The organism is Pseudomonas sp. GW821-FHT02H09 (assembly GCF_059421425.1).
The window spans coordinates 47,858-69,866 of the sequence record NZ_JBWKVA010000017.1 but is presented as its reverse complement, the minus strand read 5'-3'; the positions used below and the strand labels follow the sequence as shown (position 1 = coordinate 69,866).

Below are 22,009 nucleotides of genomic sequence, written 5' to 3'. Positions count from 1 at the left end.
TTGGTCCCTCAGGCGAAATACCATACCAGCCCTCGCATGGCCAACCAGGCAAACACACCCGCCAGAACGTCGTCGAGCATGATCCCGACGCCCCCGTGCACATGCCGGTCGATCCAGCTGATCGGCCATGGCTTGAGAATGTCGAAGAAGCGGAATATCAGGAAGCCCGCCAATAACCAGTACCAACCTTGCGGCACCAGCCACAGGGTTATCCACATCCCGACCATTTCGTCCCAGACGATGCCTTCGTGGTCGTGTACCCGCAGATCGTCCGCCACCTTGCCGCACAGCCAAAAGCCAAACAGCGTGGTGATGCCGAGCATCAGCCAGTAACCCCAGCCGGGCAACATCTGCCACAGCGGGATAAAGGGTAGCGCAACCAACGAGCCCCAGGTGCCGGGCGCTTTTGGCAGGGTGCCCGAACCGAAGCCGAACGCCAGGAAATGCCAGGGATTACGCCAGACCGAAGGCGGCACAGACTCTGCCGGGACCTGCTTGGGATGATCTGTCACGGGGTCTCCCGAAAATGTTGATAACCCCGGGTGTCCGGGGTGATGTCTTGTCCGTCTGCAGCCAAAAGCGTGACGCCCTGCCCGACCACGACGCGACCGACCACATGCACCGGCCAGCCGTCCGCCAACAACTGCGACAGCTCGGCGGGCGGCAAGGTAAAGGCCAGCACGTAATCGTCACCACCGCTGAGGGCTGCCGCCCGGGCGTCATTCTCGCCGAGAAACGCCAGCAGCGCCTTGGACAGCGGCAGCTTTTCGCTTTCGATCAGCAAACTGACAGCTGAAGCAGCGGCAATATGCCCGCAATCGGCCAACAGACCGTCCGAGATATCCAGCGCCGAGGTCGCCTTGCCACGCAATGCCTGACCCAACGCCAACTGCGGTTGTGGCGACCAGTAGTGCGCCAGCAACGGCTCGGCGATCGCAGGTTCCGCAGTGCGCTGGCCCAGCACCAGCGGTAAAGCGCCCGCCGCGTTACCCAGTTCGCCGCCAACACACAGCAGATCACCCGGTTGCGCACCACTGCGGGTCAGGGCCAAACCCGTTGGCACACGGCCGAACACGGTCATGGTCAGGCACAGCGGACCGCGCGTTGTGTCGCCGCCCACCAGACGCACACCGCAGCTTTGCGCCATGGCGTTCAAACCACGGGCAAAGGCTTGCAGCCAATCGGCAGCATCCGTCGGCAAGGTCAGGGCAAGGGTAAATGCGAGGGGTGTTGCGCCCATGGCTGCCAGGTCACTGACCGCCACCGCCAGCGAACGCTGACCGAGCAGAAAAGGGTCGCAGGGGTCTGCGAAATGGACACCGGCAACCAGGGTGTCGGTGGAGATAGCCAACTGTTCCCCAGCGGGAACAGTCAGCAAGGCGCAATCATCGCCGATCCCCAAAGCAACGCCAACGCCGCCCTGCGCACAAGGCGCGGCAGCGAAGTAATGACGGATCAGCTCAAACTCGCCCATGGCGTTGTGTCCTGTCTCACCAATACTGTTCCTTTTGGGCGGCGTCTGCTGTCGCCATACTGCGTTGTCGCTCCTCGCCATAGCGGGCTATGACTTGTCGCGGCGCCTTGTCTGGCAACAACAGCCTCGCGCCAAAAAGGAACGTATTGGCAAGACAGGACACTGCAAGCGCGAATCAGCGCTTGAACGCCTTCACTTCAGCTTCACGCAGACGCGGGGCCAGCTTGTCGAGTACGCCGTTGACGAACTTGTGACCGTCGGTGGAACCGTAGACCTTGGCCAGTTCGATCCCTTCGTTGATCACAACGCGGTACGGAACGTCGACGCGCTTGAGCAGCTCCCAGGTGGACAGGCGCAGGACCGCCAGTTCAACCGGATCGAGCTCATCGATAGTGATGTCCAGGCACGGAGCGAGGGCAGAATCGATCTCGGTCTTGTGCGCCGGCACGCCATGCAGGATGTCGTGGAAGTAGGCGGCATCGACATCACTGAAATCGTTATCGACCCGGAACTGCGCTTCGATCTCGTTCAGCGAAGTTTTGGCCATGTGCCATTGGTACAGCGCCTGAGTCGCGAGCTGACGGGCTTCGCGACGCTTGACGCTCTTGGATGGCTTGCCAGCGTCCGCAGGTTTCGGATCGCGCGGGTTGAAACGATCGCTTTCGTCGCTAATCACTTGGCCTCCAACTGCGCCAGCAGGCTGACCATTTCCAGAGCGGACAAGGCAGCTTCGGCACCTTTGTTGCCGGCTTTGGTGCCGGAACGCTCAATGGCTTGCTCGATCGAGTCGACGGTCAGCACGCCAAAGGCAACCGGCACGCCGAACTCCATGGACACCTGGGCCAGGCCCTTGGTGCATTCGCCAGCCACGTATTCGAAGTGCGGAGTGCCGCCACGAATGACCGCGCCCAGGGCGATGATCGCCGCGTACTCGCTTTGTTGAGCGACTTTCTGCGCAACCAGCGGAATTTCGAATGCGCCAGGAGCACGGATGATGGTGATGTCGCTTTCGCTCACGCCATGGCGAACCAGGGCATCAACAGCACCGCTCACCAGGCTTTCGACGACGAAGCTGTTGAAGCGGCCGACCACCAGGGCATAGCGGCCTTTGGGGGCGATGAAGGTACCTTCGATGGTCTTCAGGGTCATTCGACAAATCTCTTAAAGAGCCAGAGCGCGTTCGGTACGCGCTCTTTAGTGATATTTGAACCGCGAATCAAAGGCCGGAACAGCCGGTCTTTATTCGGAGGGCACGTATTCTACAACTTCCAGATCGAAACCGGATATCGCATTAAATTTCATCGGCGCACTCATCAGGCGCATTTTGCGCACACCGAGGTCACGCAGGATCTGCGAACCGGCACCGACGATACTGTAGGTGGTCGGTTTCTTCACCGCAGTGTGGTCGGCGGTTTCGCGGATGTGCGCCAGCAATACATCACCATCGAGCGGGTGACCGAGCAACAGCACCACACCGCTGCCCGCCTCGGCCACCGCGGCCATGGCCGCGCGCAGGCTCCAGCGGCCAGGTTGCTTGACCATCAGCAGGTCGCGCAGCGGGTCCATGTTATGGACGCGAACCAGGGTCGGTTCTTCTGCGCAAATGGTGCCCAGGGTCAGCGCCATGTGCACATCGCCCTCCACCGAATCACGATAGGTCACCAGATTGAACTGGCCCAGTTCGCTGTCCAATGGCTGCTCGGCAATCCGCTGAACGGTACGTTCGTGGATCATCCGGTAGTGAATCAGGTCGGCGATGGTACCGATCTTGATGTTGTGTTCGACAGCAAAAGCTTCCAGCTCGGCACGACGGGACATGGTGCCGTCGTCGTTCATCACTTCGCAGATCACTCCGCTCGGCTCAAAACCGGCCATCCGTGCCAGATCGCAGGCGGCTTCGGTGTGGCCGGCGCGTGCCAGCGTACCGCCAGCCTGGGCCATCAGCGGGAAGATGTGACCCGGACTGACGATATCTTCGGCCTTGGCGTCTTTGGCGGCGGCGGCTTGAACGGTGCGCGCACGGTCAGCAGCGGAAATACCGGTGGTGACGCCTTCAGCAGCTTCAATCGAGACGGTGAACTTGGTGCCAAAACCGGAACCGTTGCGCGGCGCCATCAACGGCAGTTTGAGCAGTTCGCAGCGCTCGCGGCTCATCGGCATGCAGATCAGGCCGCGGGCATGCTTGGCCATGAAGTTGATGTGCTCAGGCAGGCAGCACTCGGCGGCCATGATCAGGTCGCCTTCATTCTCGCGATCTTCGTCATCCATCAGGATGACCATCTTGCCTAGGCGGATGTCTTCGACCAGTTCTTCGATGCTATTGAGCGCCACGCGGCACCCCCTTGAGTCAGGATTTGAGATAGCCGTTGGCGGCCAGAAAGCTTTCGGTAATGTTGCCAGCGCTAGGCTCTGCAGCCTTGTCGCCGAGCAACAGGCGTTCCAGATAACGTGCCAGCAAGTCGACTTCAAGGTTGACCTGCCGACCCGGCCGGTAGTCGGCCATGATGGTTTCAGCCAGCGTGTGCGGGACAATGGTCAGTTCGAATTCGGCACCATTGACCGCGTTCACCGTCAGGCTGGTGCCGTCGACGGTGATCGAGCCTTTGTGGGCGATGTACCTGGCCAGATCTTTTGGCGCACGGATGCGGAACTGGATGGCCCGGGCATTTTCTTCCCGGGCAATCACTTCGCCGACACCGTCGACGTGACCGCTGACCAGATGCCCGCCCAAACGAGTGGTCGGAGTCAGGGCCTTTTCCAGGTTGACCCGGCTGCCGCTTTTCAGCTCGTTGAACGCCGTGCAGTCGAGGGTTTCGCGGCTGACGTCCGCCCAGAAACCGTCGCCCGAAAGCTCCACCGCAGTCAGGCAAACGCCGTTGACCGCGATGCTGTCGCCGAGTTTGACGTCAGCCAGATCAAGCTTGCCAGTCTCTACATAAACCCGCACATCGCCGCCTTTTGGGGTCAACGCGCGGATACTGCCGATGGATTCGATGATGCCGGTAAACATGGAGTCCTCCTCGAGAACAGGGCCGACGCTTAGCGAAAGCCGAGAATTATACGCTCGCTGGTGGCAGAGGAATGGCAGTGACTCGCCAGTCATCGCCCACGGCGCGCATTTCAATGATTTTCAGCAACGGCGCCTCACTCATCAGCTCCAGCGGCCAGTCCAGCAATGGCCGCGCCGATGAGCCGAGAAACTTGCCCGCGACGAAGATTTGATATTCGTCCACCAGGCCTTGCTGAGCGAAAGCCCCCGCCAGACGCGGACCGGCTTCCACCAGCACCTCGTTGACACCACGGGCAGCCAGTTCGATCAGCAGCTTGCGCAGATCAACCTGACCATCGGAGCCGGGCACGATCAGGCATTCCGGGCCACTGGCATACTGTTCTTCCACCGCGACACAGGTGGCGACCAGCGCCGGGCCGGCCTTGAAGAACGGTGCGTCGAGAGGCACCCGCAGACGACCATCGATCAGCACGCGCAAGGGTGGTCGGGAAAGCGCCAGCGCAGTCTGCTCGGCATCCAGCCCCAGTTCGTCAGCGCGCACTGTCAGCCGGGCGCCGTCAGCCAATACCGTGTCGGCGCCGGTCAGCACCACGCTGGCCTGGGCGCGCAGGCGCTGCACGGCGCAACGTGCGTCCGGGCCGGTGATCCATTGGCTTTCGCCACTGGCCATGGCGGTGCGACCGTCCAGACTCATGGCCAGTTTGACCCGCACGAACGGCAGACCCTGTTCCATGCGTTTGAGGAAGCCTTGATTGATGGCTCGCGCTTCACCTTCAAGCACGCCGCTGTGGATTGTGATGCCCGCCTGCGCCAGACGCTGCATGCCACGGCCAGCGACCTCTGGATTCGGGTCCTGCATCGCCGCGACGACCCGCGCCACACCGGCACTCACCAACGCATCGGCGCACGGCGGCGTGCGCCCATGATGACTGCACGGTTCGAGGGTCACGTAGGCGGTAGCGCCCCGGGCGTTCTCACCGGCGGCACGCAACGCATGGACTTCGGCATGGGGCTCGCCGGCGCGCACATGCCAGCCTTCACCGACAATCTGCCCGTCACGCACAATCACACAACCGACTCGAGGATTGGGATGGGTGGTGTAAAGGCCTTTGCGCGCCAGCTCCAGGGCCCGAGCCATGTAGTGGGCGTCGAGGACGGCTTGTTCAGAGGACGTAGTCATTCTTTGGCTGGCTCACGGGCCAGGCGATCGATTTCTTCGCGGAACTCGTTGAGATCCTGAAAACGTCGATACACCGAGGCGAAACGAATGTAGGCGACTTCATCGAGCTTTTGCAGCTCGGCCATCACCAGCTCACCGACCACCAGTGACTTGACCTCTCGTTCACCGGTCGCCCGCAGTTTGTGCTTGATGTGCGCCAGCGCAGCTTCCAGGCGCTCGACGCTCACCGGACGTTTTTCCAGGGCGCGCTGCATACCGGCACGAAGTTTTTCTTCGTCGAACGGCTGACGGCTGCCGTCGGTTTTGATCAGGCGCGGCAACACCAGTTCGGCGGTTTCGAAGGTGGTGAAACGCTCACCGCAGGCCAGGCATTCACGCCGGCGGCGCACCTGCTCGCCCTCGGCGACCAGACGCGAGTCGATGACCTTGGTGTCGTTGGCACCGCAGAAGGGACAGTGCATGGTGGCAGGCAACAAAAAAAGGGAGGGCCATGGTAGCGCATCCCACTGGCAAGACAAGCCATAGGCTTTACGGTATATAGACCGGCTACTATTTATACACACCGAATTTAGTCTTGCTGGAGCTTCACATGTCGCTACGACCGCTCGTATTGCTCAGCCTCGTCAGCTTGCTGGTCGCGTGCAGCAGTGCGCCCAAACCCGCGCCACCGGCGCCAGGGCCTGCGCCACAGCAGGCACAGAAGAAAGCTCAGGAGTCCGCCAACCTCGGCCCGCTGCCGGCCTTTCAGCGCGAATTGAGCGGTAGTCTGCTAGGCGTGCCGGCCGGCGCTGAAGTCGAACTGGCACTGCTGGTGATCGACGAGCGCGGCCGGCCGCAACAATTGCTGGCCAGCTCTAGCCTGATCGGCAACAACCAGGTGCTGCCGTTCCGTCTGCGCTTCAATCCGGAAGCCTTTCCGGTCGGGGCTCGCGTCGAATTGCGCGGCCGCGCCAGCCAGTCCGGACAACTGATTCTGCATTTGCCTTCGCGACGCATTGATCAACCGATCACCCAGGCACTGGGTCAATTGCAGTTTTTCAAAGCGCCATGACCGTACCGCTCGACTTGCAAGAGGCTCTGGGAGAGCTGCTCGGTGACGCAAAGCTTGTCTCCTGTACATTGCCGGAGACCGAGCTCAAGCTCTGGTTGATCGACGCCGAAAACATGGACCGCGCCTTCACCCCGGAAGAAACCCGACGAATCCTGCATGAACCGCCTTACTGGAGTTTCTGCTGGGCCAGCGGCCTGGCGTTGGCGCGCTATCTCGCCGAACGCCCGCAATGGGTCGAAGGCAAACGGGTGCTGGATTTCGGAGCAGGTTCCGGGGTTGCCGGTATTGCGGCGGCCAGGGCCGGTGCGCTGGAAGTGGTGGCCTGTGATCTTGATCCGCTGGCGATTGCGGCCTGCCGGGCGAATGCTGAACTCAATGATGTACAGCTCAGCTACTCGACGGACTTTTTCGCCGAAGCCGATCGCTTTGATCTGATCCTGGTGGCCGATGTGCTGTACGACCGCGGCAACCTGCCGCTGCTCGATGAGTTTTTGAGTCGTGGCCGGGAAGCCCTGGTGGCGGACTCCAGAGTGCGCAATTTCCAGCATCCGGCGTATCAACGGCTGGAAATGCTGGAAGCCTTCACTTTGCCGGATCTGGCCGAGCCTGAAGAGTTTCGTCATGTGAGCCTGTACCACGCGCAAAGACGGTAGAAGCCACCTGTAGCCGTTGCCGGACGCAGCCTTAGGCAACGGCTACGCAAAGCGCCTTCAAGCCCTTATAGTTAGCCCATTCACGCTTTCAAGAGATGCCCCATGAGTCAGGACACGCCGTATATCTTCGACGCCAGCACTGTCGATTTCGACCAGTCGGTGATCGAGAACTCTTTCCACAAACCGGTGCTGGTGGATTTCTGGGCCGAATGGTGTGCGCCGTGCAAGGCGCTGATGCCGATGCTCCAGCAGATTACCGAGAGCTATCAGGGCGAGCTGTTGCTGGCCAAGGTCAATTGCGACGCCGAACCGGACATCGTTTCGCGCTTCGGTATCCGCAGCCTGCCGACCGTGGTGCTGTTCAAGGATGGTCAACCGGTGGACGGTTTTGCCGGTGCGCAACCGGAATCTGCGGTCCGCGCGTTGCTTGAGCCCCATGTACAGATGCCACCACCGGCCGCTGCCGATCCGTTCGAGCAGGCTCAGGCGTTGTTCGATGAAGGCCGTTTTGCCGACGCCGAAGCCATCCTCAAAGTGCTGCTGGGCGAAGACAACACCAATGCGAAAGCGCTGATCCTCTATGCCCGCTGCCTCACCGAACGTGGCGAGCTGGGTGAAGCGCAAACCGTGCTCGACGCGGTCAAGACCGATGAACACAAGGCCGCCCTGGCCGGCGCCAAGGCGCAGATCCAGTTCCTGGGCCAGGCCAAGGATTTGCCGGATGCGGCAGACCTGAAGGCGCGCCTGGCGAAAAACCCGCAGGACGATGAAGCGGTCTATCAACTGGCGATTCAGCAACTGGCTCGCCAGCAATACGACGCGGCGCTGGATTCGTTGCTGAAGTTGTTCATCCGCAACCGCAGCTACAGCGAAGGCCTGCCGCACAAGACTTTGCTGCAGGTGTTCGAATTGCTGGGCAACGATCACCCGCTGGTGACCACGTACCGCCGCAAGATGTTTGCTGCGTTGTATTAAGCAGGAGCACGGCTGCCGGCGATGGCATTCTTGAGATCGCCATCGCGAGCAAGCTGTGCTCCTACGCGGGGTCAACCCAGCTATAGAGCGGCGTATCCCCGCCGCTCACCACTTTCACATCCGCGCAATGGCGCAAGCGCACCAACAGGCGTTTGCCCGACGCCGCGCTTCCTGTCAGTCCTTCCAGTTGCTCCAGCAAATCCGGCCCGCTCATTTGCCCTGCCTTGCGCAGCAGATCCTTGGCGATCTGCCACAGTGCATCGTCCTGATTCACTGGTTTGGCCTGCGGGGTATTGCTCTCGGGCCTGGTCACCTGCAACTGCGCCCCTAACTGCGCCCAATCGCCCTCGTCCAGTTCCAGGGTCAAGTCCACCGGCCAGTCGCCGATGCTTCCACGTATCCGCACCATAGGTTTTCCCTCAAGTTTCTGACGAACATGCTCCCACGCGTCTTGCGCAACGCCAAGCAGACGGTCAAACTCCCGCCACTATTGTTATAAGATCACATAACAAAACATTCATCTTCTTTCCCGGAGACTTGCTATGCGCCGTCTGCTTCTCGCCTTGCCGTTTACCCTGCTGCCGCTGGCCATCGCTCATGCCGCCGAGGTCCATGATCATGAGCATGAACACGGCAGCCTCGGCGCCCACGAACATGGCGTCGGGCGCTTGAACGCGGCGCTGGACGGTCAGAGTCTGGAGCTGGAACTGGAAAGTCCGGCGATGAACCTGGTGGGTTTCGAACACGTCGCCAGCACTGATGAGGACAAAGCCAAAGTCACCGCTGTGCGTGCCCAGCTTGAGAAACCATTGGTACTGTTCAGCCTGCCAAAAGCCGCCGGCTGCGTGGTTGCCAAGCAGGAACTGGAAAGCCCGCTGTTCGGCGACAAGCCGGATGCCGATGATCACGATGAAGATGAAGACCATGATGCAGACGCCAAAGACGCCGACGGTCATGAGCATCACCATGAACACAGCGAGATCCACGCCCACTACCAATTCACCTGCGCCACGCCGACCGCGCTGAAGAGTCTGGAGCTGACACAAATCTTCAAGACCTTCCCCGCCACCCAGAAAATTCAGGTACAACTCATCAGCCCAAGTGGCCAGCAAGGTGTTGAAGCAACAGCGAAGGCTGCAATCCTGAAGTTTTGAATTCACACCGACCTCGTAGGAGCGAGGCTTGCCCGCGATGAACGATGACGCGGCTTGTCTGATTGACTGCAGCGCCTGAATCGCGGGCAAGCCTCGCTCCTACAAGTACTCAACACACATGAAATCGGCTCAATGACCCAAGCACTTATCGAACTGTCCGACCTGGGCTTCAGTTGGCCCGGTCATCCGCAGTTGCTGGACATCCCGGCGTTCCGCCTCGAGCCCGGCGAAACGCTGTTCCTCAAAGGTCCCAGCGGCAGTGGCAAGACCACCCTGCTGGGCTTGCTCGGCGGGGTGCAGAAGCCCAATCGCGGCAGCATTCGCCTGCTCGGCCAGGAACTGACCGAGCTCTCGGCTGGCGCCCGTGACCGCTTCCGGGTCGACCACACCGGCTACATTTTCCAGCAGTTCAACTTGCTACCGTTTCTCTCGGTGCGGGAGAACGTCGAACTGCCCTGTCACTTTTCCAAATTGCGCGCCAACCGGGCAATCCAGCGTCACGGCAGTGTCGATCAGGCGGCCGCGACGTTGCTGGCCCACTTGGGTTTGAAAGATCCGAGCCTGCTCAGCCGTCGCGCCGACTCACTGTCCATTGGCCAGCAACAACGGGTCGCCGCCGCCCGGGCGTTGATCGGCCAACCCGAACTGGTGATCGCCGACGAGCCGACTTCGGCCCTGGACTATGACGCCCGCGAGGCGTTTATCCGGTTGTTGTTCGCCGAGTGCCGTGAGGCCGGGGCCAGCCTGCTGTTTGTCAGCCATGACCAAAGCCTGGCGCCGCTGTTTGATCGCAACCTGTCGCTGGCCGAACTCAATCGCGCCGCAGTGCCCGCAGAGGTTTGAGATGTATTTGTTTCGTCTAGCCATGGCCAGCCTGGCTAACCGCCGCTTTACCGCGATCCTCACCGCCTTCGCCATCGCGCTGTCGGTTTGCCTGTTGCTGGCCGTTGAGCGCGTGCGCACCGAAGCCCGCGCCAGCTTCGCCAGCACCATCAGCGGCACCGACCTGATCGTCGGCGCCCGTTCCGGCTCGGTCAATCTGCTGCTGTACTCGGTATTTCGTATCGGCAACGCCACCAACAACATTCGTTGGGACAGCTTCGAGCACTTCGCAAACAGCCCGAAAGTGAAGTGGGCGATTCCGATTTCCCTCGGTGATTCCCATCGCGGTTATCGAGTAATGGGCACCACTGACGCCTACTTCCAGCACTACCAATACGGTCGCCAACAAAGCCTGCAACTGGCCAGCGGCCGCGCCTTCGCCACCGATCCGTTTGAAGTGGTACTCGGTGCCGAAGTCGCCGATGCCCTGCATTACAAACTCGGCGACAAACTGGTACTGGCCCACGGTGTGGCGGTAATCAGCCTGGTCAAACACGACGACAAACCGTTCACCGTGGTTGGCATTTTGCAGCGCACCGGCACCCCGGTGGACCGCACGCTGCACATCAGCCTCGGCGGCATGGAAGCGATCCACATCGATTGGCACAACGGTGCTCCGGCCCAGGGCAATGGCCGCATCAGCGCCGATCAGGCACGCAACATGGACCTCACTCCGCAAGCCATCACCGCCTTCATGCTGGGCCTCAACAGCAAGATCGCGACCTTCGCCATGCAACGCGAGATCAACGAGTTTCGTGGCGAGCCGATGCTGGCGATTCTGCCGGGCGTAGCCTTGCAGGAGCTCTGGAGCATGATGGGCACGGCTGAAAAAGCCCTGTTTGTGATTTCGTTATTCGTGGTGCTGACCGGATTGATCGGCATGCTCACCGCCATTCTCACCAGCCTCAACGAACGCCGTCGGGAGATGGCTATCCTGCGGTCGGTCGGCGCGCGGCCCTGGCATATCGCGACCTTACTGGTGCTCGAAGCCTTCGCCCTGGCGTTGTCCGGAGTGATTGCCGGGTTGGGGCTGTTGTACCTGAGCATCGCCCTGGCGCAAGGCTATGTGCAGTCGACTTATGGTTTGTACCTGCCGCTGGCCTGGCCAAGCGAGTATGAGTGGACGCTGCTCGGCGGTATCCTGCTTGCCGCATTGCTGATGGGCAGCGTGCCGGCCTGGCGCGCCTACCGACAATCGTTGGCCGATGGCCTGTCCATTCGTTTATGAAGTATCTGTTTATGACCATCCCGTTTATGAGGAGCCACGTCATGCCCCGCGCCCTGCTTGCGCTGTTGTTGCTGGTCGCCATGCCGTTGTGGGCCGCCCAACCGAAAGACCTGACCTGGTTGGAAATGATCCCGCCGGACGCCGCGCCGCAAGTCCCGAACATGACGCCGCTGCACGATCTGTCGAAGATGGGCGACGCCCTGTCCGCCGAAGCGGCACCGGCGGCCACGCAAGACCTGCCCAACGCACCGGTAGTCAAGAGCCTCGACGGGCAGCGGATCCGCTTGCCGGGTTATATCGTGCCACTGGAAGTCAGCGAAGAAGGCCGCACCACCGAGTTTTTGCTGGTGCCGTATTTCGGCGCCTGCATCCACGTACCGCCACCGCCGTCGAATCAGATCGTCCATGTCAAAAGCGAGGCGGGGGTGAAGCTCGATGAGCTGTATCAGCCGTACTGGATCGAGGGCGCGATGCAGGTCAAAGCGTCCACCAGCGAGCTGGCCGATGCGGGTTACCAAATGGATGCCGAGAAGATCTACGTTTACGAATTGCCGGAGTAGGAACGACTCTCCCTGTAGCTGGTGTAGCCTGCTGCTACAGGGATTGGCACCGCCCCCCCTGAAGGCTCTGCGCTTTTATCCCCTGTCACCATTCCATTGAGCTGAGTCAAAGGCTCGTTCTTGACGCTCCTTAACATTGGACATAGCCAACTTGAATCGTCCTTTGGAGCCTCCATGCACAAGTCTTTGCTTCGCGCTTCGCTGTTCGCCCTCGCGCTTGCAGCCCCACTCGCTCACGCCCACCAGGCCGGTGATTTCATCGTCCGTGCCGGTGCTGCCAGCACCGCGCCCAACGAAGACAGCGGCGAGCTGAAACTCGACGGTAGGAAAATCTCCGGTACCAAAGCGACTCTGGACAGCGACACGCAACTGGGTCTGGCGTTCGCCTACATGTTCACCGACCACATCGGCCTCGAACTGCTGGCTGCCACACCGTTCAAGCACCAAGTCGGTGTAAAAGGTCTTGGTCCGGCGCTGGACGGCAAGCTCGCCGACATCAAGCAACTGCCACCGACCCTGTCGCTGCAGTACTACCCGCTGGACGCTTCATCCAGGTTCCAGCCATATGCCGGTGTCGGTATCAACTACACCATGTTCTTTGGCGAAGACCTGACCAGTCAGCGTAAAAGCGAAGGTTTCAGCAACCTGAAACTCAAGGACTCGGTGGGTATCGCCGGGCAACTGGGCTTTGACTACATGATCACCGACCACATGCTGTTCAACGCCTCGGTCTGGTACGTCGACATCGACACCCAAGCCACCGTCGATGGCCCGACTGCACTGGGTGTCGGCCAGACCAAAGTCGACGTGGATGTCTCCCCGTGGGTGTACATGGTGGGTGTTGGTTACAAGTTCTGATTCAACCTCTATCGCGGGCAAGCCTCGCTCCTACAAGAGCACCGCGCCATCTGTAGGAACAGGCTTGCCCACGAAGTCGTCGGCCCGCCCCCCAGGACCTGAAGTCCGACGACAATAAAAAGGCGCCTCGAAAGGCGCCATTTTCATTCAATAAAACACTATCGCCCCAGCAACCGCGCCAGACCAACGCTCATCGGCGTCTGCTCAGGAAATTTGAAGCGCTGCAACAGCCGTTGATTATTCGCCCGGGAATGACGGATATCGCCCGAGCGCGCCGGGCCGTAGCTCACCGGCGGCAACTGCCCCACTACCTCAGCCAATGCCTCGAGCATCTGCTTGAGTGTGGTCGCCTGATTCAGCCCGACGTTGACTGCGCCCTCTTCGACCTGCGGCGCTTCGATGGCCTGAATCAGCACGTCCACCAGGTCTTCAACGTAAACGAAGTCACGGGTTTGCTCACCGTCACCGAACACGGTGATCGGCAGGCCTTTCTGTGCCCGCTCACTGAAAATGCTGATCACCCCGGAGTACGGCGACGACGGATCCTGGCGTGGACCGAAGATGTTGAAGAAGCGGAACACCACCGGCTCCAGAGCGTGCTGGCGACGGTAGAAGTCGAAGTAGTACTCGCTCGCCAGTTTGTCCGACGCGTAAGGCGTCAACGGCGCCTTGGGCGTGTCTTCGCTGATTGACTCACCTTCGCCATTGTTGCCATAGACCGCCGCGCTTGAGGCGAACAGCACGCGCTTGACGCCAGCCTGACGCATGGCTTCACAAACGTTCAGCGTGCCGATGAAGTTGCTCTGGTGGGTGCGCACCGGATCATCCACCGAGGCCTGCACCGAAGCCACCGCCGCGAGATGGGCGACAGCCTGGCAACCCACCATCGCCCGCGCCACTAGCGCAGCATCGGCGACGTCGCCTTCAATCAGTTCGACCCGAGCATTATCCAATGGCAAGTTGCTGCGTTTGCCGCTGGACAAGTCATCGAGAATCCGCACCGCGTAACCCTTGGCGAGCAAGGCATCGACCAGGTGCGAACCAATAAACCCGGCGCCGCCGGTGATTAAAACAGGGCCGTCAGCCATGGCGATAAAACCTATCCAGTAAGCCCGGGAGTGCCGCACGCCAGGCGCGGGGTTTGATCCCGAAGGTGTGCAGAATTTTCTTGCAGGCCAGGACCGCATGTTGCGGCTCTTCAGCAGCATCAGGGCGCGCAGCATGGGCTTGCGCAGTCGGCGCCTCGATGGCCAGCGGATGCAACTGCCGGGCCTCGGCGAGAATCGCCTGACCCAATGCCAGCGGCGTAGTCGCTTCATGCCCGGCGTAGTGGTAAGTGCCCCACAGCGGCGCCGAGCAATCGAGCTGTTTGAGTACCGAAATAATCACTCGCGCCGCGTCATCCACCGGGGTCGGATTACCGCGACGGTCGTCGGCCATCAGCAACTCTTCGGGTCGCTCGGCCCGGGCCAGGAAGCGCCCGAGCGTGCCGTCGGCACTGTCATCGAGCAGCCAGCCAAAGCGCAACAAAACATGCTGCGGACAGGTTGCGCGCACACTCTGCTCGATCCGCCACAAGGCCTGGCCACGCAGACCCAGCGGCACCGGTTCGTCTTTTTCGCTGTAGGCAGTCGCTCGCGAGCCATCGAAGACCCGATAGCTGGAGGGCTGCACCAGGATGATATTGTGATGTTGGCACAGCTCGGCAAGCCGCTCGATCGCCCGCTCCTGCCCGGCCAGACGCGTCTCGCCGACCGTCTCCGCCTGAAACCAGTCGAAGTAATAGGCAAGGTTGATCAAGGCATCCGGACGGGTGTCATCGAGCAGTTGCGTCAGGCTCGCGGCATCCCAGCCGTCTTGCGGCGGACGGGGGGCGAGGAAACCAATATCTTCCTCCGCACCGAGGCGAATCAGCGCTTGCCCAAGGGCATTTCCGCCGCCCAGTAACATAAGGCGCATTCGCATAGAGTCAGCAGGCCCAGTCTGTTTAGAACGATGGTTTATATCGGACAAGCCATATAGCCTTGCCGTTGGCATTTGCCAGAATCGTTGCATTTTGCGGGTTTCCAGCGCAGCCGTCACCCGCAAAGTGTAGAACGGCCAGATCAGGGCCCAACAATACGGCCTTTGTAGCGAGGGGTTGCAAGTTCTGCCTGTCAGTCGCATAAATCTGCTCATGAATCTTCCCGAATCAGCGGACAACGCCCTGACCGGCTTCCACCCTGCCGTCAGAGCCTGGTTCAACGCGACGTTCCCCTCGGTCACCGCCGCCCAGGCTCAGGCGTGGCCGTTGATCCGCCAGCGCCGCTCGACGTTGATTGCCGCGCCCACAGGCTCCGGAAAAACCCTCACCGCGTTTCTCGCGGTGATCGATGACCTGGTCCATCAAGGACTGGAGCAAAACGGCGAACTGCCGAACGAGACGCTGGTGGTCTACGTCTCGCCGCTCAAGGCGCTGTCCAACGACATTCAGATCAACCTGCAAAACCCGCTTGCCGGGATTACCGAACAATTGCGCTGCATGGGTTTGCCTCAACTGAAGATCAACACCTCTGTGCGAACCGGCGACACCACCCAAAAAGACCGCACGGCGATGCGCAAAAGCGCACCGCATATTCTGGTGACCACCCCGGAGTCGCTTTACGTATTACTCGGTTCGGACTCCGGCCGACGCATGCTCGCCAGCACCCGCACAGTGATCGTCGACGAGATCCACGCCATTGCCTCCAGCAAGCGCGGCAGTCATTTAACCCTGAGCCTGGAGCGCCTACAGGCGCTGTGCCCGGATCCGTTGATGCGCATCGGCTTATCGGCCACGCAAAAACCCATCGAAGCGGTGTCACGTTTTCTGGTGGGCCGCGACCACGCCTGCGAGATTGTCGACATTGGCCACGCCCGTCCACGGGACTTAAGCATCGAAGTGCCGCCGGTACCGTTGTCAGCGGTGATGGCCAATGACGTCTGGGAACTGGTCTACGACCGGCTCGCCGTGCTCGCCGGCGAGCACAAAACCACGCTGGTTTTCGTCAACACCCGGCGCCTGGCAGAGCGTTTGAGCCGGCATTTGAGCGAACGTCTTGGCAAAGAGGCGGTGGCCGCCCACCACGGCAGCCTGGCCAAAGAGTTCCGACTGGACGCCGAGCAACGGCTCAAGCGTGGCGACCTGCAAGTACTGATCGCCACCGCGTCGCTGGAGCTGGGCATCGATATCGGCGATGTCGATCTGGTCTGCCAGATAGGCTCGCCGCGTTCAATTGCGGCATTTCTACAACGGGTTGGCCGCTCCGGACACCAGGTCGGCGGCACACCCAAGGGGCGTCTGTTCGCCACCACACGGGACGACCTGATCGAATGCGCGGCCCTGCTCGACTGCGTGCGTCGCGGTGAACTCGACACCTTGCTGATTCCCGTGGCGCCGCTTGACGTGCTGGCCCAGCAGATCGTCGCCGAGGTCAGTTGCCAGCAATGGGAGGAGCAAGCGCTACTGGAAATGCTCCGCCGTGCGTCGCCCTATAGCGATCTCGATGAAACACATTTTCAGGCGTTATTGCAGATGCTCGCCGAGGGCTACAACGGCCGTCAGGGAATCCGCAGCGCTTATCTGCATCGCGATGCCGTGACACGAACCCTGCGAGGCCGTCGCGGCAGCAAGCTCACCGCTGTAACCAGCGGCGGGACGATCCCGGACAACGCCGACTACAGCGTATTGCTGGAGCCACAGAGCCTGAACATCGGCAGCGTCAACGAGGACTTTGCCGTCGAAAGCATCGCCGGCGACATCTTCCAGTTGGGCAATACCTCGTACCGGATCCTGCGCATCGAAACCGGCAAAGTACGGGTCGAAGATGCTCAAGGCCAACCGCCGACCATTCCGTTCTGGCTCGGTGAAGCGCCCGGTCGCAGCGCAGAACTGTCGTTCGCCGTGGCGCGCCTGCACGCGCAACTCGATGAACTGCTCAGCGCCAGCCCCGGCGACTTGCAACCGAGCCTCGACTGGTTGACCGACACCCTGGGCCTGAGCATCTCCAGCGCCGAGCAGCTGGTGGAGTATCTGGCGCGCGCACGTTTGACGCTGGGTGCATTACCGTCCCGGGACACGCTGATCATGGAGCGTTTTTTCGATGAGTCCGGCGGCACCCAACTGATCATCCATACGCCGTTTGGCAGCCGCATCAATCGCGCTTGGGGCCTGGCGCTGCGCAAGCGTTTTTGCCGTACTTTCAATTTCGAATTGCAGGCCGCTGCCAGCGAAGACGCCATCGTGCTCTCGCTGTCCACCAGTCACAGCTTTGAGCTGGACGACGTCTGGCGTTACCTGCACAGCAACAGCGCTGAGCACATCCTGATCCAGGCTGTATTGGAGGCCCCGTTGTTCGGCGTGCGCTGGCGCTGGAATGCTGGCGTCGCCCTGGCCCTGCCGCGTTATTCCGGCGGGCGCAAAGTCCCGCCGCAGATCCAGCGGATGAAAAGCGAAGACCTGATCGCCAGTGTGTTTCCCGATCAGATCGCTTGCCTGGAAAACCTCGCCGGCGAGCGGGAAATTCCCGAGCATCCGCTGGTGGAGCAAACCCTCGATGACTGCCTTCATGACGCCATGGACAGCGAAGGCTGGCTGGCACTGCTGCGGCGTATGGAGAACGGCGAAGTGCGGTTGATCAGCCGCAATCTGCCGGCGCCGTCGCCCTTGGCCGCCGAAATTCTGAGCGCCCGGCCCTACACCTTTCTCGATGACGCACCACTGGAAGAACGTCGCACCCAAGCCGTGCTCAACCGCCGCTGGAGCGACCCGCAATCGACCGATGATCTGGGCGCGCTGGATAGCGAGGCGATTCAGGCCGTGCGCGACGAAGCCTGGCCCGCGCCCACGGGCGTCGACGAAATGCACGAAGCGCTGATGAGTCTGGCGTGCATCAGCGATGCTGAGGCGCAGACCAATGAGCACTGGCTGACCTGGCTGCACGCCTTGGCCGACAGTGGTCGGGCCAGCCGTCTGCAGCTCAATGCCGAGCAGTCGTTATGGTTGGCACTGGAGCGGCTGACGTGTTTGCGGGCGCTGTATCCCGACGCTGCGTTGCAGCCTGGGTTGCAGGCTTTGCCCGGATTCGATGAACCCTGGGATGTCGATGAGGCGCTGGTGGAAGTGATCCGCGCCCGTCTCAGTGGTTTCGGGCCTCTGCCTTTGAACCAGATCGCCGAACCACTGGCGCTGCCGATGGCCAGCGTCACTCAGGCCTTGGCGCAACTGGAACGTGAAGGTTACGTGCTGCGCGGACGCTTCAGCCCGGGCGCCAGCGACGATCAATGGTGCGAACGGCATTTGCTGGCGCGTATTCATCGCTACACGGTCAGACGACTGCGCCGGGAAATCGAGCCGGTAGCGTTGCAGGACTTCATGCGATTCCTGTTTGACTGGCAGCATCTGTCTACGACAACTCAAGGCCAGGGCAGCGCCGTTTTGCCAGAGATCGTCAACCAGTTTGAAGGCTACCCAGCCGCCGCCGCGGCCTGGGACAGCGATATTTTGCCGGCGCGGCTCAAGGGTTATTCAGTCAGCTGGCTGGATGACCTGTGCCGCAGCGGCAAACTGGTCTGGACCCGGTTGACCGCGCGCAACAAGCCCGCGAGTGCCGCGCTTCGCAGTACCCCAATCGTGTTGTTGCCACGCAACCAGGTTGCGCTCTGGAGCGGCTTGACCGAGCAGACCGACAGCAGCGAGTTATCGCCAAAAACCCGGAAAGTCCATCAGGCCCTGACCCAACATGGCGCCTTGTTCTTCGACGAACTGCTGCATGAAGCGCATCTGCTGCGCAGCGAACTGGAAAGCGCATTGCAGGAGCTGGTTGGTGCGGGACTGGTGAATGCCGACAGTTTTGCCGGGCTGCGGGCGCTGATCACCCCCGCCAGCAAACGCCAGGCCCGCAGCAGTCGCCGTGGCCGCGGGGCGTTTATTGGCGGGATGGACGATGCCGGACGTTGGGCCTTGTTGCGACGCCCCGCTGCAGCAGTGGCAAGCGAAATCACTCGTCCCGGGCAAACCCCGACGGCGACACTGGAGCATGTCGCGAAGACTCTGCTTCGGCGTTATGGCGTGGTCTTCTGGCGTTTGCTTGAGCGCGAGGCTGATTGGCTGCCAGTCTGGCGCGAACTGCTGCGCACGTTCCATCGCCTCGAGGCCCGAGGCGAAATTCGCGGTGGGCGATTTGTCAGCGGCCTGGCGGGCGAGCAGTTCGCGTTGCCGGAGGCGATTCCTCTACTGCGGGAAGTACGTCGACGCCCCCATGACGGCAGCCTGATTGGTGTCTGCGGCGTCGACCCGTTGAACCTGGCCGGTACGCTGCTGCCGGGCAGCAAAGTCCCTGCGCTGGCCAGCAATCGGTTGGTGTACCGCGACGGCTTGCCTGCCGCCGCCGAAATCGCCGGCAAGCAGCATTTCTGGCTGGAACTGGATCAGCAGGCCAGTGCCGAGGTGCGCAACAAACTGGTGCAACACCGCTCTTGAGTAAGTGATCGTTCCCACGCTCTGCGTGGTAACGCCTCACTGGACGCTCCGCGTCCGCTCTTACTGTGACGCGGAGCGTCACCGGCTGCATTCCCACGCGCGAGCGTGGGAACGGTCAACACACAAGACCGTATATTTGACTTGCGATCAAATATCTTGTGCCGATACCGCTATTTTTCCACACGAGTCAAACACCGACACTGCGCTCCTGATTTAAACCCACCGGAGTTGCAGCCATGCCCATTGCCTTGCTCGCGCTAACCCTAAGCGCATTTGCCATCGGGACGACCGAGTTCGTCATCGTTGGCCTGTTACCCACTATCGGTGCCGACCTTGGCGTCAGCCTGCCGTCCGCCGGTCTTTTGGTCAGCCTTTACGCGCTGGGCGTGGCCATTGGCGCACCGGTACTCACCGCATTGACCGGCAAAGTGCCGCGTAAACTCTTGCTGTTGTCGTTGATGGTGCTGTTCACCCTCGGCAACCTGTTGGCCTGGAAAGCACCCAGCTACGAATCGCTGGTCATTGCACGAATCGTTACCGGGCTCGCCCACGGGGTGTTCTTCTCCATCGGCTCGACCATTGCCACCAGCCTGGTGCCCAAGGAAAAGGCCGCCAGCGCGATTGCGATCATGTTTACCGGTCTGACCGTAGCCTTGGTCACTGGCGTGCCACTGGGCACCTTCATTGGCCAGCACTTCGGTTGGCGCGAAACCTTCCTCGCCGTTTCGGCCCTGGGGGTGATCGCCTTTATTGGCAGCCTGATTTACGTGCCGAAAAACATTGCCCACAGCAAACCTGCTTCGCTGCTACAGCAACTTCAAGTTCTGAAACAGCCACGGTTGTTGCTGGTGTTCGCCATGACTGCGGTCGGCTACGGCGGATCGTTCATTGCGTTCACCTTCCTGGCGCCAATTCTTCAGGACATCTCCGGCTTCAGCGCCAGCACCGTTAGCCTGGTGCTGCTGGTCTACGGCATCTCGGTGGCCATCGGTAACATCTGGGGCGGCAAACTGGCCGATAAACGCGGCCCGATCAGCGCCTTGAAGCTCATCTTCGCCCTGCTCGCCGCTGTGCTCTTTGTGCTGACCTTGACCGCCGGTAATCCCTGGCTGGCATTGGCCACCGTACTGGTCTGGGGCGCGGTCGCTTTCGGCAACGTACCGGGCCTGCAAGTGTATGTAGTGCGCCAGGCCGAACATCACACCCCGAATGCGGTGGACGTGGCTTCGGGTCTGAACATCGCTGCTTTCAACCTTGGCATCGCCGGCGGCGCTTGGGGTGGCGGTCTGATCGTCGCCCACATGGGCCTGATTCATACCGCATGGATCGGCGGTCTGGTGGTGCTGGTCGCCCTTGCATTGACCGCCTGGAGTGGTCGTCTCGATCGTCTCGGCCCGGTGTATCCAGAGCCGGCGCAGGGTTCGGCGCAGATTGTCGCCGGGCATTAAAAGATCGCAGCCTTCGGGCTGCGTTTTTTTGTACGCCCCCACCTATACCCGCGCGGGTGCCGTCACTCCAAACCGCGCGCGGTAATCACTTGGGGCAAGGCCGGTGATTTTTTTGAACGTGGCGCGAAAAGCACTTGGGTCCTGATAGCCGACGGTCCAGGCAATGTGGTCGATGGTCCCGTTGGTGAATTCGAGCATCTCCCGGGCCTTGCCGACCCGCAGATGCTGACAGTATTCGGTGGGTTTCAGACCGGTTGCCGAGCGAAAGCGCCGCAGGAAGGTACGTTCCTCCAGACCGGCCTGCTGGGCCATCGCCGTCAGCGAGACCTCCACCGCACCGTTACCTTGCAGCCAATGCTGGACCTTGAGGATCGCCGGGTCGCCATGGCCGAGTATTGGCGCAAAGTTACTGCCGCACCGGCTCGCGCTGTCGCTGTGCTCGATCACCAGAAACCGCGCAGTGCCGGTCGCGATGCTCGGCCCGAGCAGACGGTCCACCAGACGCAATCCCAACTCGGACCAGGCCATTAGCCCGGCGGTGGTGATCAGGTCGCCGTCGTCGACAATAGGTTTGTCGGCATTGAGTTTGACCCTCGGGTAACGCTCGGCGAACTGTTTCGCCGAGGTCCAGTGAGTGGTCGCGCTGCGGCCATCCAGCAAACCGCTTTGCGCCATCAGAATAGAACCCACGCACACTCCGCCGAGAGTCGCACCGCTGGCGTGTTGCTGGCGAAGCCAATGGGTCAACGCTGACGGAGCCTGAGCGTCAGAAAACCCGGCGATCGAAGGCGGGATCAACACCGCCATCAACGCCTGGTCGGGCCCCGGATGACTGTCGAAGACCCGCACCGGCGCCTCAAAGGCATCGGTACGCCAGTGGCTGACCCGCAGCAGCGGCAGTTGCGTAGCCTGATATTCGGCCGCAATGCGGTTTGCTACACCAAACAGATCGGTCAAGCCATGTACCGCCGCCATCTGCGCGCCGGGATAGATCAGCACGCCCAATTCGGCGACTGCGCTTTCTACACCCATTGTCA

The 22,009-nt window shown here is 61.3% G+C and carries 22 protein-coding genes; 10 read left to right on the top strand and 12 right to left on the bottom strand.

Annotated elements, in window-relative coordinates; all coding sequences use genetic code 11:
* Positions 1-8: 8 nt before the first annotated feature.
* From AC07VR_RS21655 to nrdR, 8 genes are all read right to left on the bottom strand, one after another.
* Positions 9-512, bottom strand: coding sequence for a phosphatidylglycerophosphatase A family protein (locus tag AC07VR_RS21655; RefSeq protein WP_494994995.1), 504 nt, complete (start codon positions 510-512; stop codon positions 9-11).
* Positions 509-1,474, bottom strand: a complete 966-nt coding sequence (thiL, locus tag AC07VR_RS21650) for a thiamine-phosphate kinase (RefSeq protein WP_494994994.1) — start codon at positions 1,472-1,474, stop codon at positions 509-511. The genes AC07VR_RS21655 and thiL overlap by 4 nt, the downstream gene beginning before the upstream one ends.
* Before the next feature lie 175 nt (positions 1,475-1,649).
* Positions 1,650-2,150 carry a transcription antitermination factor NusB gene (gene nusB, locus AC07VR_RS21645; protein ID WP_489073749.1) on the bottom strand — a complete coding sequence of 167 codons (501 nt, stop codon included), beginning with the start codon at positions 2,148-2,150 and terminating at the stop codon, positions 1,650-1,652.
* Entirely contained in the window at positions 2,147-2,623 is a 477-nt protein-coding gene (ribH, locus tag AC07VR_RS21640) for a 6,7-dimethyl-8-ribityllumazine synthase (protein WP_028944446.1), read from the bottom strand. The genes nusB and ribH overlap by 4 nt, the downstream gene beginning before the upstream one ends.
* Before the next feature lie 90 nt (positions 2,624-2,713).
* The gene (gene ribBA / locus AC07VR_RS21635) at positions 2,714-3,805 is read right to left on the bottom strand and encodes a bifunctional 3,4-dihydroxy-2-butanone-4-phosphate synthase/GTP cyclohydrolase II (protein WP_494994993.1); all 1,092 of its coding nucleotides are present in this window, start codon (positions 3,803-3,805) and stop codon (positions 2,714-2,716) included.
* Between the two features lie 16 nt (positions 3,806-3,821).
* Positions 3,822-4,484 (bottom strand): riboflavin synthase, encoded by a 663-nt coding sequence (locus AC07VR_RS21630; protein ID WP_495012478.1) that lies wholly within the window; start codon positions 4,482-4,484, stop codon positions 3,822-3,824.
* Positions 4,485-4,530: 46 nt separating this feature from the next.
* Positions 4,531-5,664 carry a bifunctional diaminohydroxyphosphoribosylaminopyrimidine deaminase/5-amino-6-(5-phosphoribosylamino)uracil reductase RibD gene (gene ribD, locus AC07VR_RS21625; protein ID WP_495012477.1) on the bottom strand — a complete coding sequence of 378 codons (1,134 nt, stop codon included), beginning with the start codon at positions 5,662-5,664 and terminating at the stop codon, positions 4,531-4,533.
* Positions 5,661-6,125, bottom strand: coding sequence for a transcriptional regulator NrdR (gene nrdR, locus AC07VR_RS21620; RefSeq protein WP_489375050.1), 465 nt, complete (start codon positions 6,123-6,125; stop codon positions 5,661-5,663). Before nrdR ends, ribD begins: the two co-directional genes overlap by 4 nt.
* Before the next feature lie 128 nt (positions 6,126-6,253).
* Here nrdR and AC07VR_RS21615 point away from each other — a divergent pair, with 128 nt between their 5' ends.
* The 3 genes from AC07VR_RS21615 (at position 6,254) to trxA (ending at position 8,343) form a co-directional block, all read left to right on the top strand.
* Positions 6,254-6,715, top strand: a complete 462-nt coding sequence (locus AC07VR_RS21615) for a hypothetical protein (RefSeq protein WP_495012476.1) — start codon at positions 6,254-6,256, stop codon at positions 6,713-6,715.
* Positions 6,712-7,368, top strand: coding sequence for a class I SAM-dependent methyltransferase (locus AC07VR_RS21610; protein ID WP_494994989.1), 657 nt, complete (start codon positions 6,712-6,714; stop codon positions 7,366-7,368). The genes AC07VR_RS21615 and AC07VR_RS21610 overlap by 4 nt, the downstream gene beginning before the upstream one ends.
* Before the next feature lie 102 nt (positions 7,369-7,470).
* Positions 7,471-8,343 (top strand): thioredoxin, encoded by an 873-nt coding sequence (gene trxA / locus AC07VR_RS21605; protein WP_495012475.1) that lies wholly within the window; start codon positions 7,471-7,473, stop codon positions 8,341-8,343.
* Positions 8,344-8,404: 61 nt separating this feature from the next.
* On the opposite strand, the gene AC07VR_RS21600 is transcribed toward trxA, so the two are convergent.
* Entirely contained in the window at positions 8,405-8,752 is a 348-nt protein-coding gene (locus AC07VR_RS21600; RefSeq protein WP_495012474.1) for a hypothetical protein, read from the bottom strand.
* Positions 8,753-8,885: 133 nt separating this feature from the next.
* On the opposite strand from AC07VR_RS21600, the gene AC07VR_RS21595 reads away from it, so the two are divergent.
* From AC07VR_RS21595 to AC07VR_RS21575, 5 genes are all read left to right on the top strand, one after another.
* Entirely contained in the window at positions 8,886-9,497 is a 612-nt protein-coding gene (locus AC07VR_RS21595) for a DUF2796 domain-containing protein (protein ID WP_494994986.1), read from the top strand.
* 132 nt (positions 9,498-9,629) lie between these two features.
* Positions 9,630-10,340 carry an ABC transporter ATP-binding protein gene (locus AC07VR_RS21590; RefSeq protein WP_494994985.1) on the top strand — a complete coding sequence of 237 codons (711 nt, stop codon included), beginning with the start codon at positions 9,630-9,632 and terminating at the stop codon, positions 10,338-10,340.
* 1 nt (position 10,341) lies between these two features.
* Positions 10,342-11,607, top strand: coding sequence for an ABC transporter permease (locus tag AC07VR_RS21585; protein WP_494994984.1), 1,266 nt, complete (start codon positions 10,342-10,344; stop codon positions 11,605-11,607).
* 41 nt (positions 11,608-11,648) lie between these two features.
* Complete coding sequence (locus AC07VR_RS21580) at positions 11,649-12,167, top strand: DUF3299 domain-containing protein (RefSeq protein WP_494994983.1); 519 nt, start codon at positions 11,649-11,651, stop codon at positions 12,165-12,167.
* A 174-nt stretch (positions 12,168-12,341) separates the two neighbouring features.
* Positions 12,342-13,025 carry an OmpW/AlkL family protein gene (locus tag AC07VR_RS21575; RefSeq protein ID WP_495012473.1) on the top strand — a complete coding sequence of 228 codons (684 nt, stop codon included), beginning with the start codon at positions 12,342-12,344 and terminating at the stop codon, positions 13,023-13,025.
* Between the two features lie 158 nt (positions 13,026-13,183).
* Here the strand turns inward: AC07VR_RS21575 and AC07VR_RS21570 are convergent, their stop codons facing one another.
* Positions 13,184-14,113, bottom strand: a complete 930-nt coding sequence (locus tag AC07VR_RS21570) for an NAD-dependent epimerase/dehydratase family protein (RefSeq protein WP_495012472.1) — start codon at positions 14,111-14,113, stop codon at positions 13,184-13,186.
* The gene (locus tag AC07VR_RS21565; protein ID WP_494994980.1) at positions 14,106-14,990 is read right to left on the bottom strand and encodes a sugar nucleotide-binding protein; all 885 of its coding nucleotides are present in this window, start codon (positions 14,988-14,990) and stop codon (positions 14,106-14,108) included. Before AC07VR_RS21565 ends, AC07VR_RS21570 begins: the two co-directional genes overlap by 8 nt.
* Before the next feature lie 211 nt (positions 14,991-15,201).
* Here AC07VR_RS21565 and AC07VR_RS21560 point away from each other — a divergent pair, with 211 nt between their 5' ends.
* Positions 15,202-19,524: a DEAD/DEAH box helicase gene (locus tag AC07VR_RS21560; RefSeq protein WP_495012471.1), complete on the top strand. Its 4,323-nt coding sequence runs from the start codon at positions 15,202-15,204 to the stop codon at positions 19,522-19,524.
* A gap of 236 nt (positions 19,525-19,760) precedes the next feature.
* Positions 19,761-20,972, top strand: a complete 1,212-nt coding sequence (locus AC07VR_RS21555) for an MFS transporter (protein ID WP_494994978.1) — start codon at positions 19,761-19,763, stop codon at positions 20,970-20,972.
* A gap of 42 nt (positions 20,973-21,014) precedes the next feature.
* On the opposite strand, the gene AC07VR_RS21550 is transcribed toward AC07VR_RS21555, so the two are convergent.
* The gene (locus AC07VR_RS21550) at positions 21,015-22,004 is read right to left on the bottom strand and encodes a GlxA family transcriptional regulator (RefSeq protein WP_495012470.1); all 990 of its coding nucleotides are present in this window, start codon (positions 22,002-22,004) and stop codon (positions 21,015-21,017) included.
* Positions 22,005-22,009 lie beyond the last annotated feature (5 nt).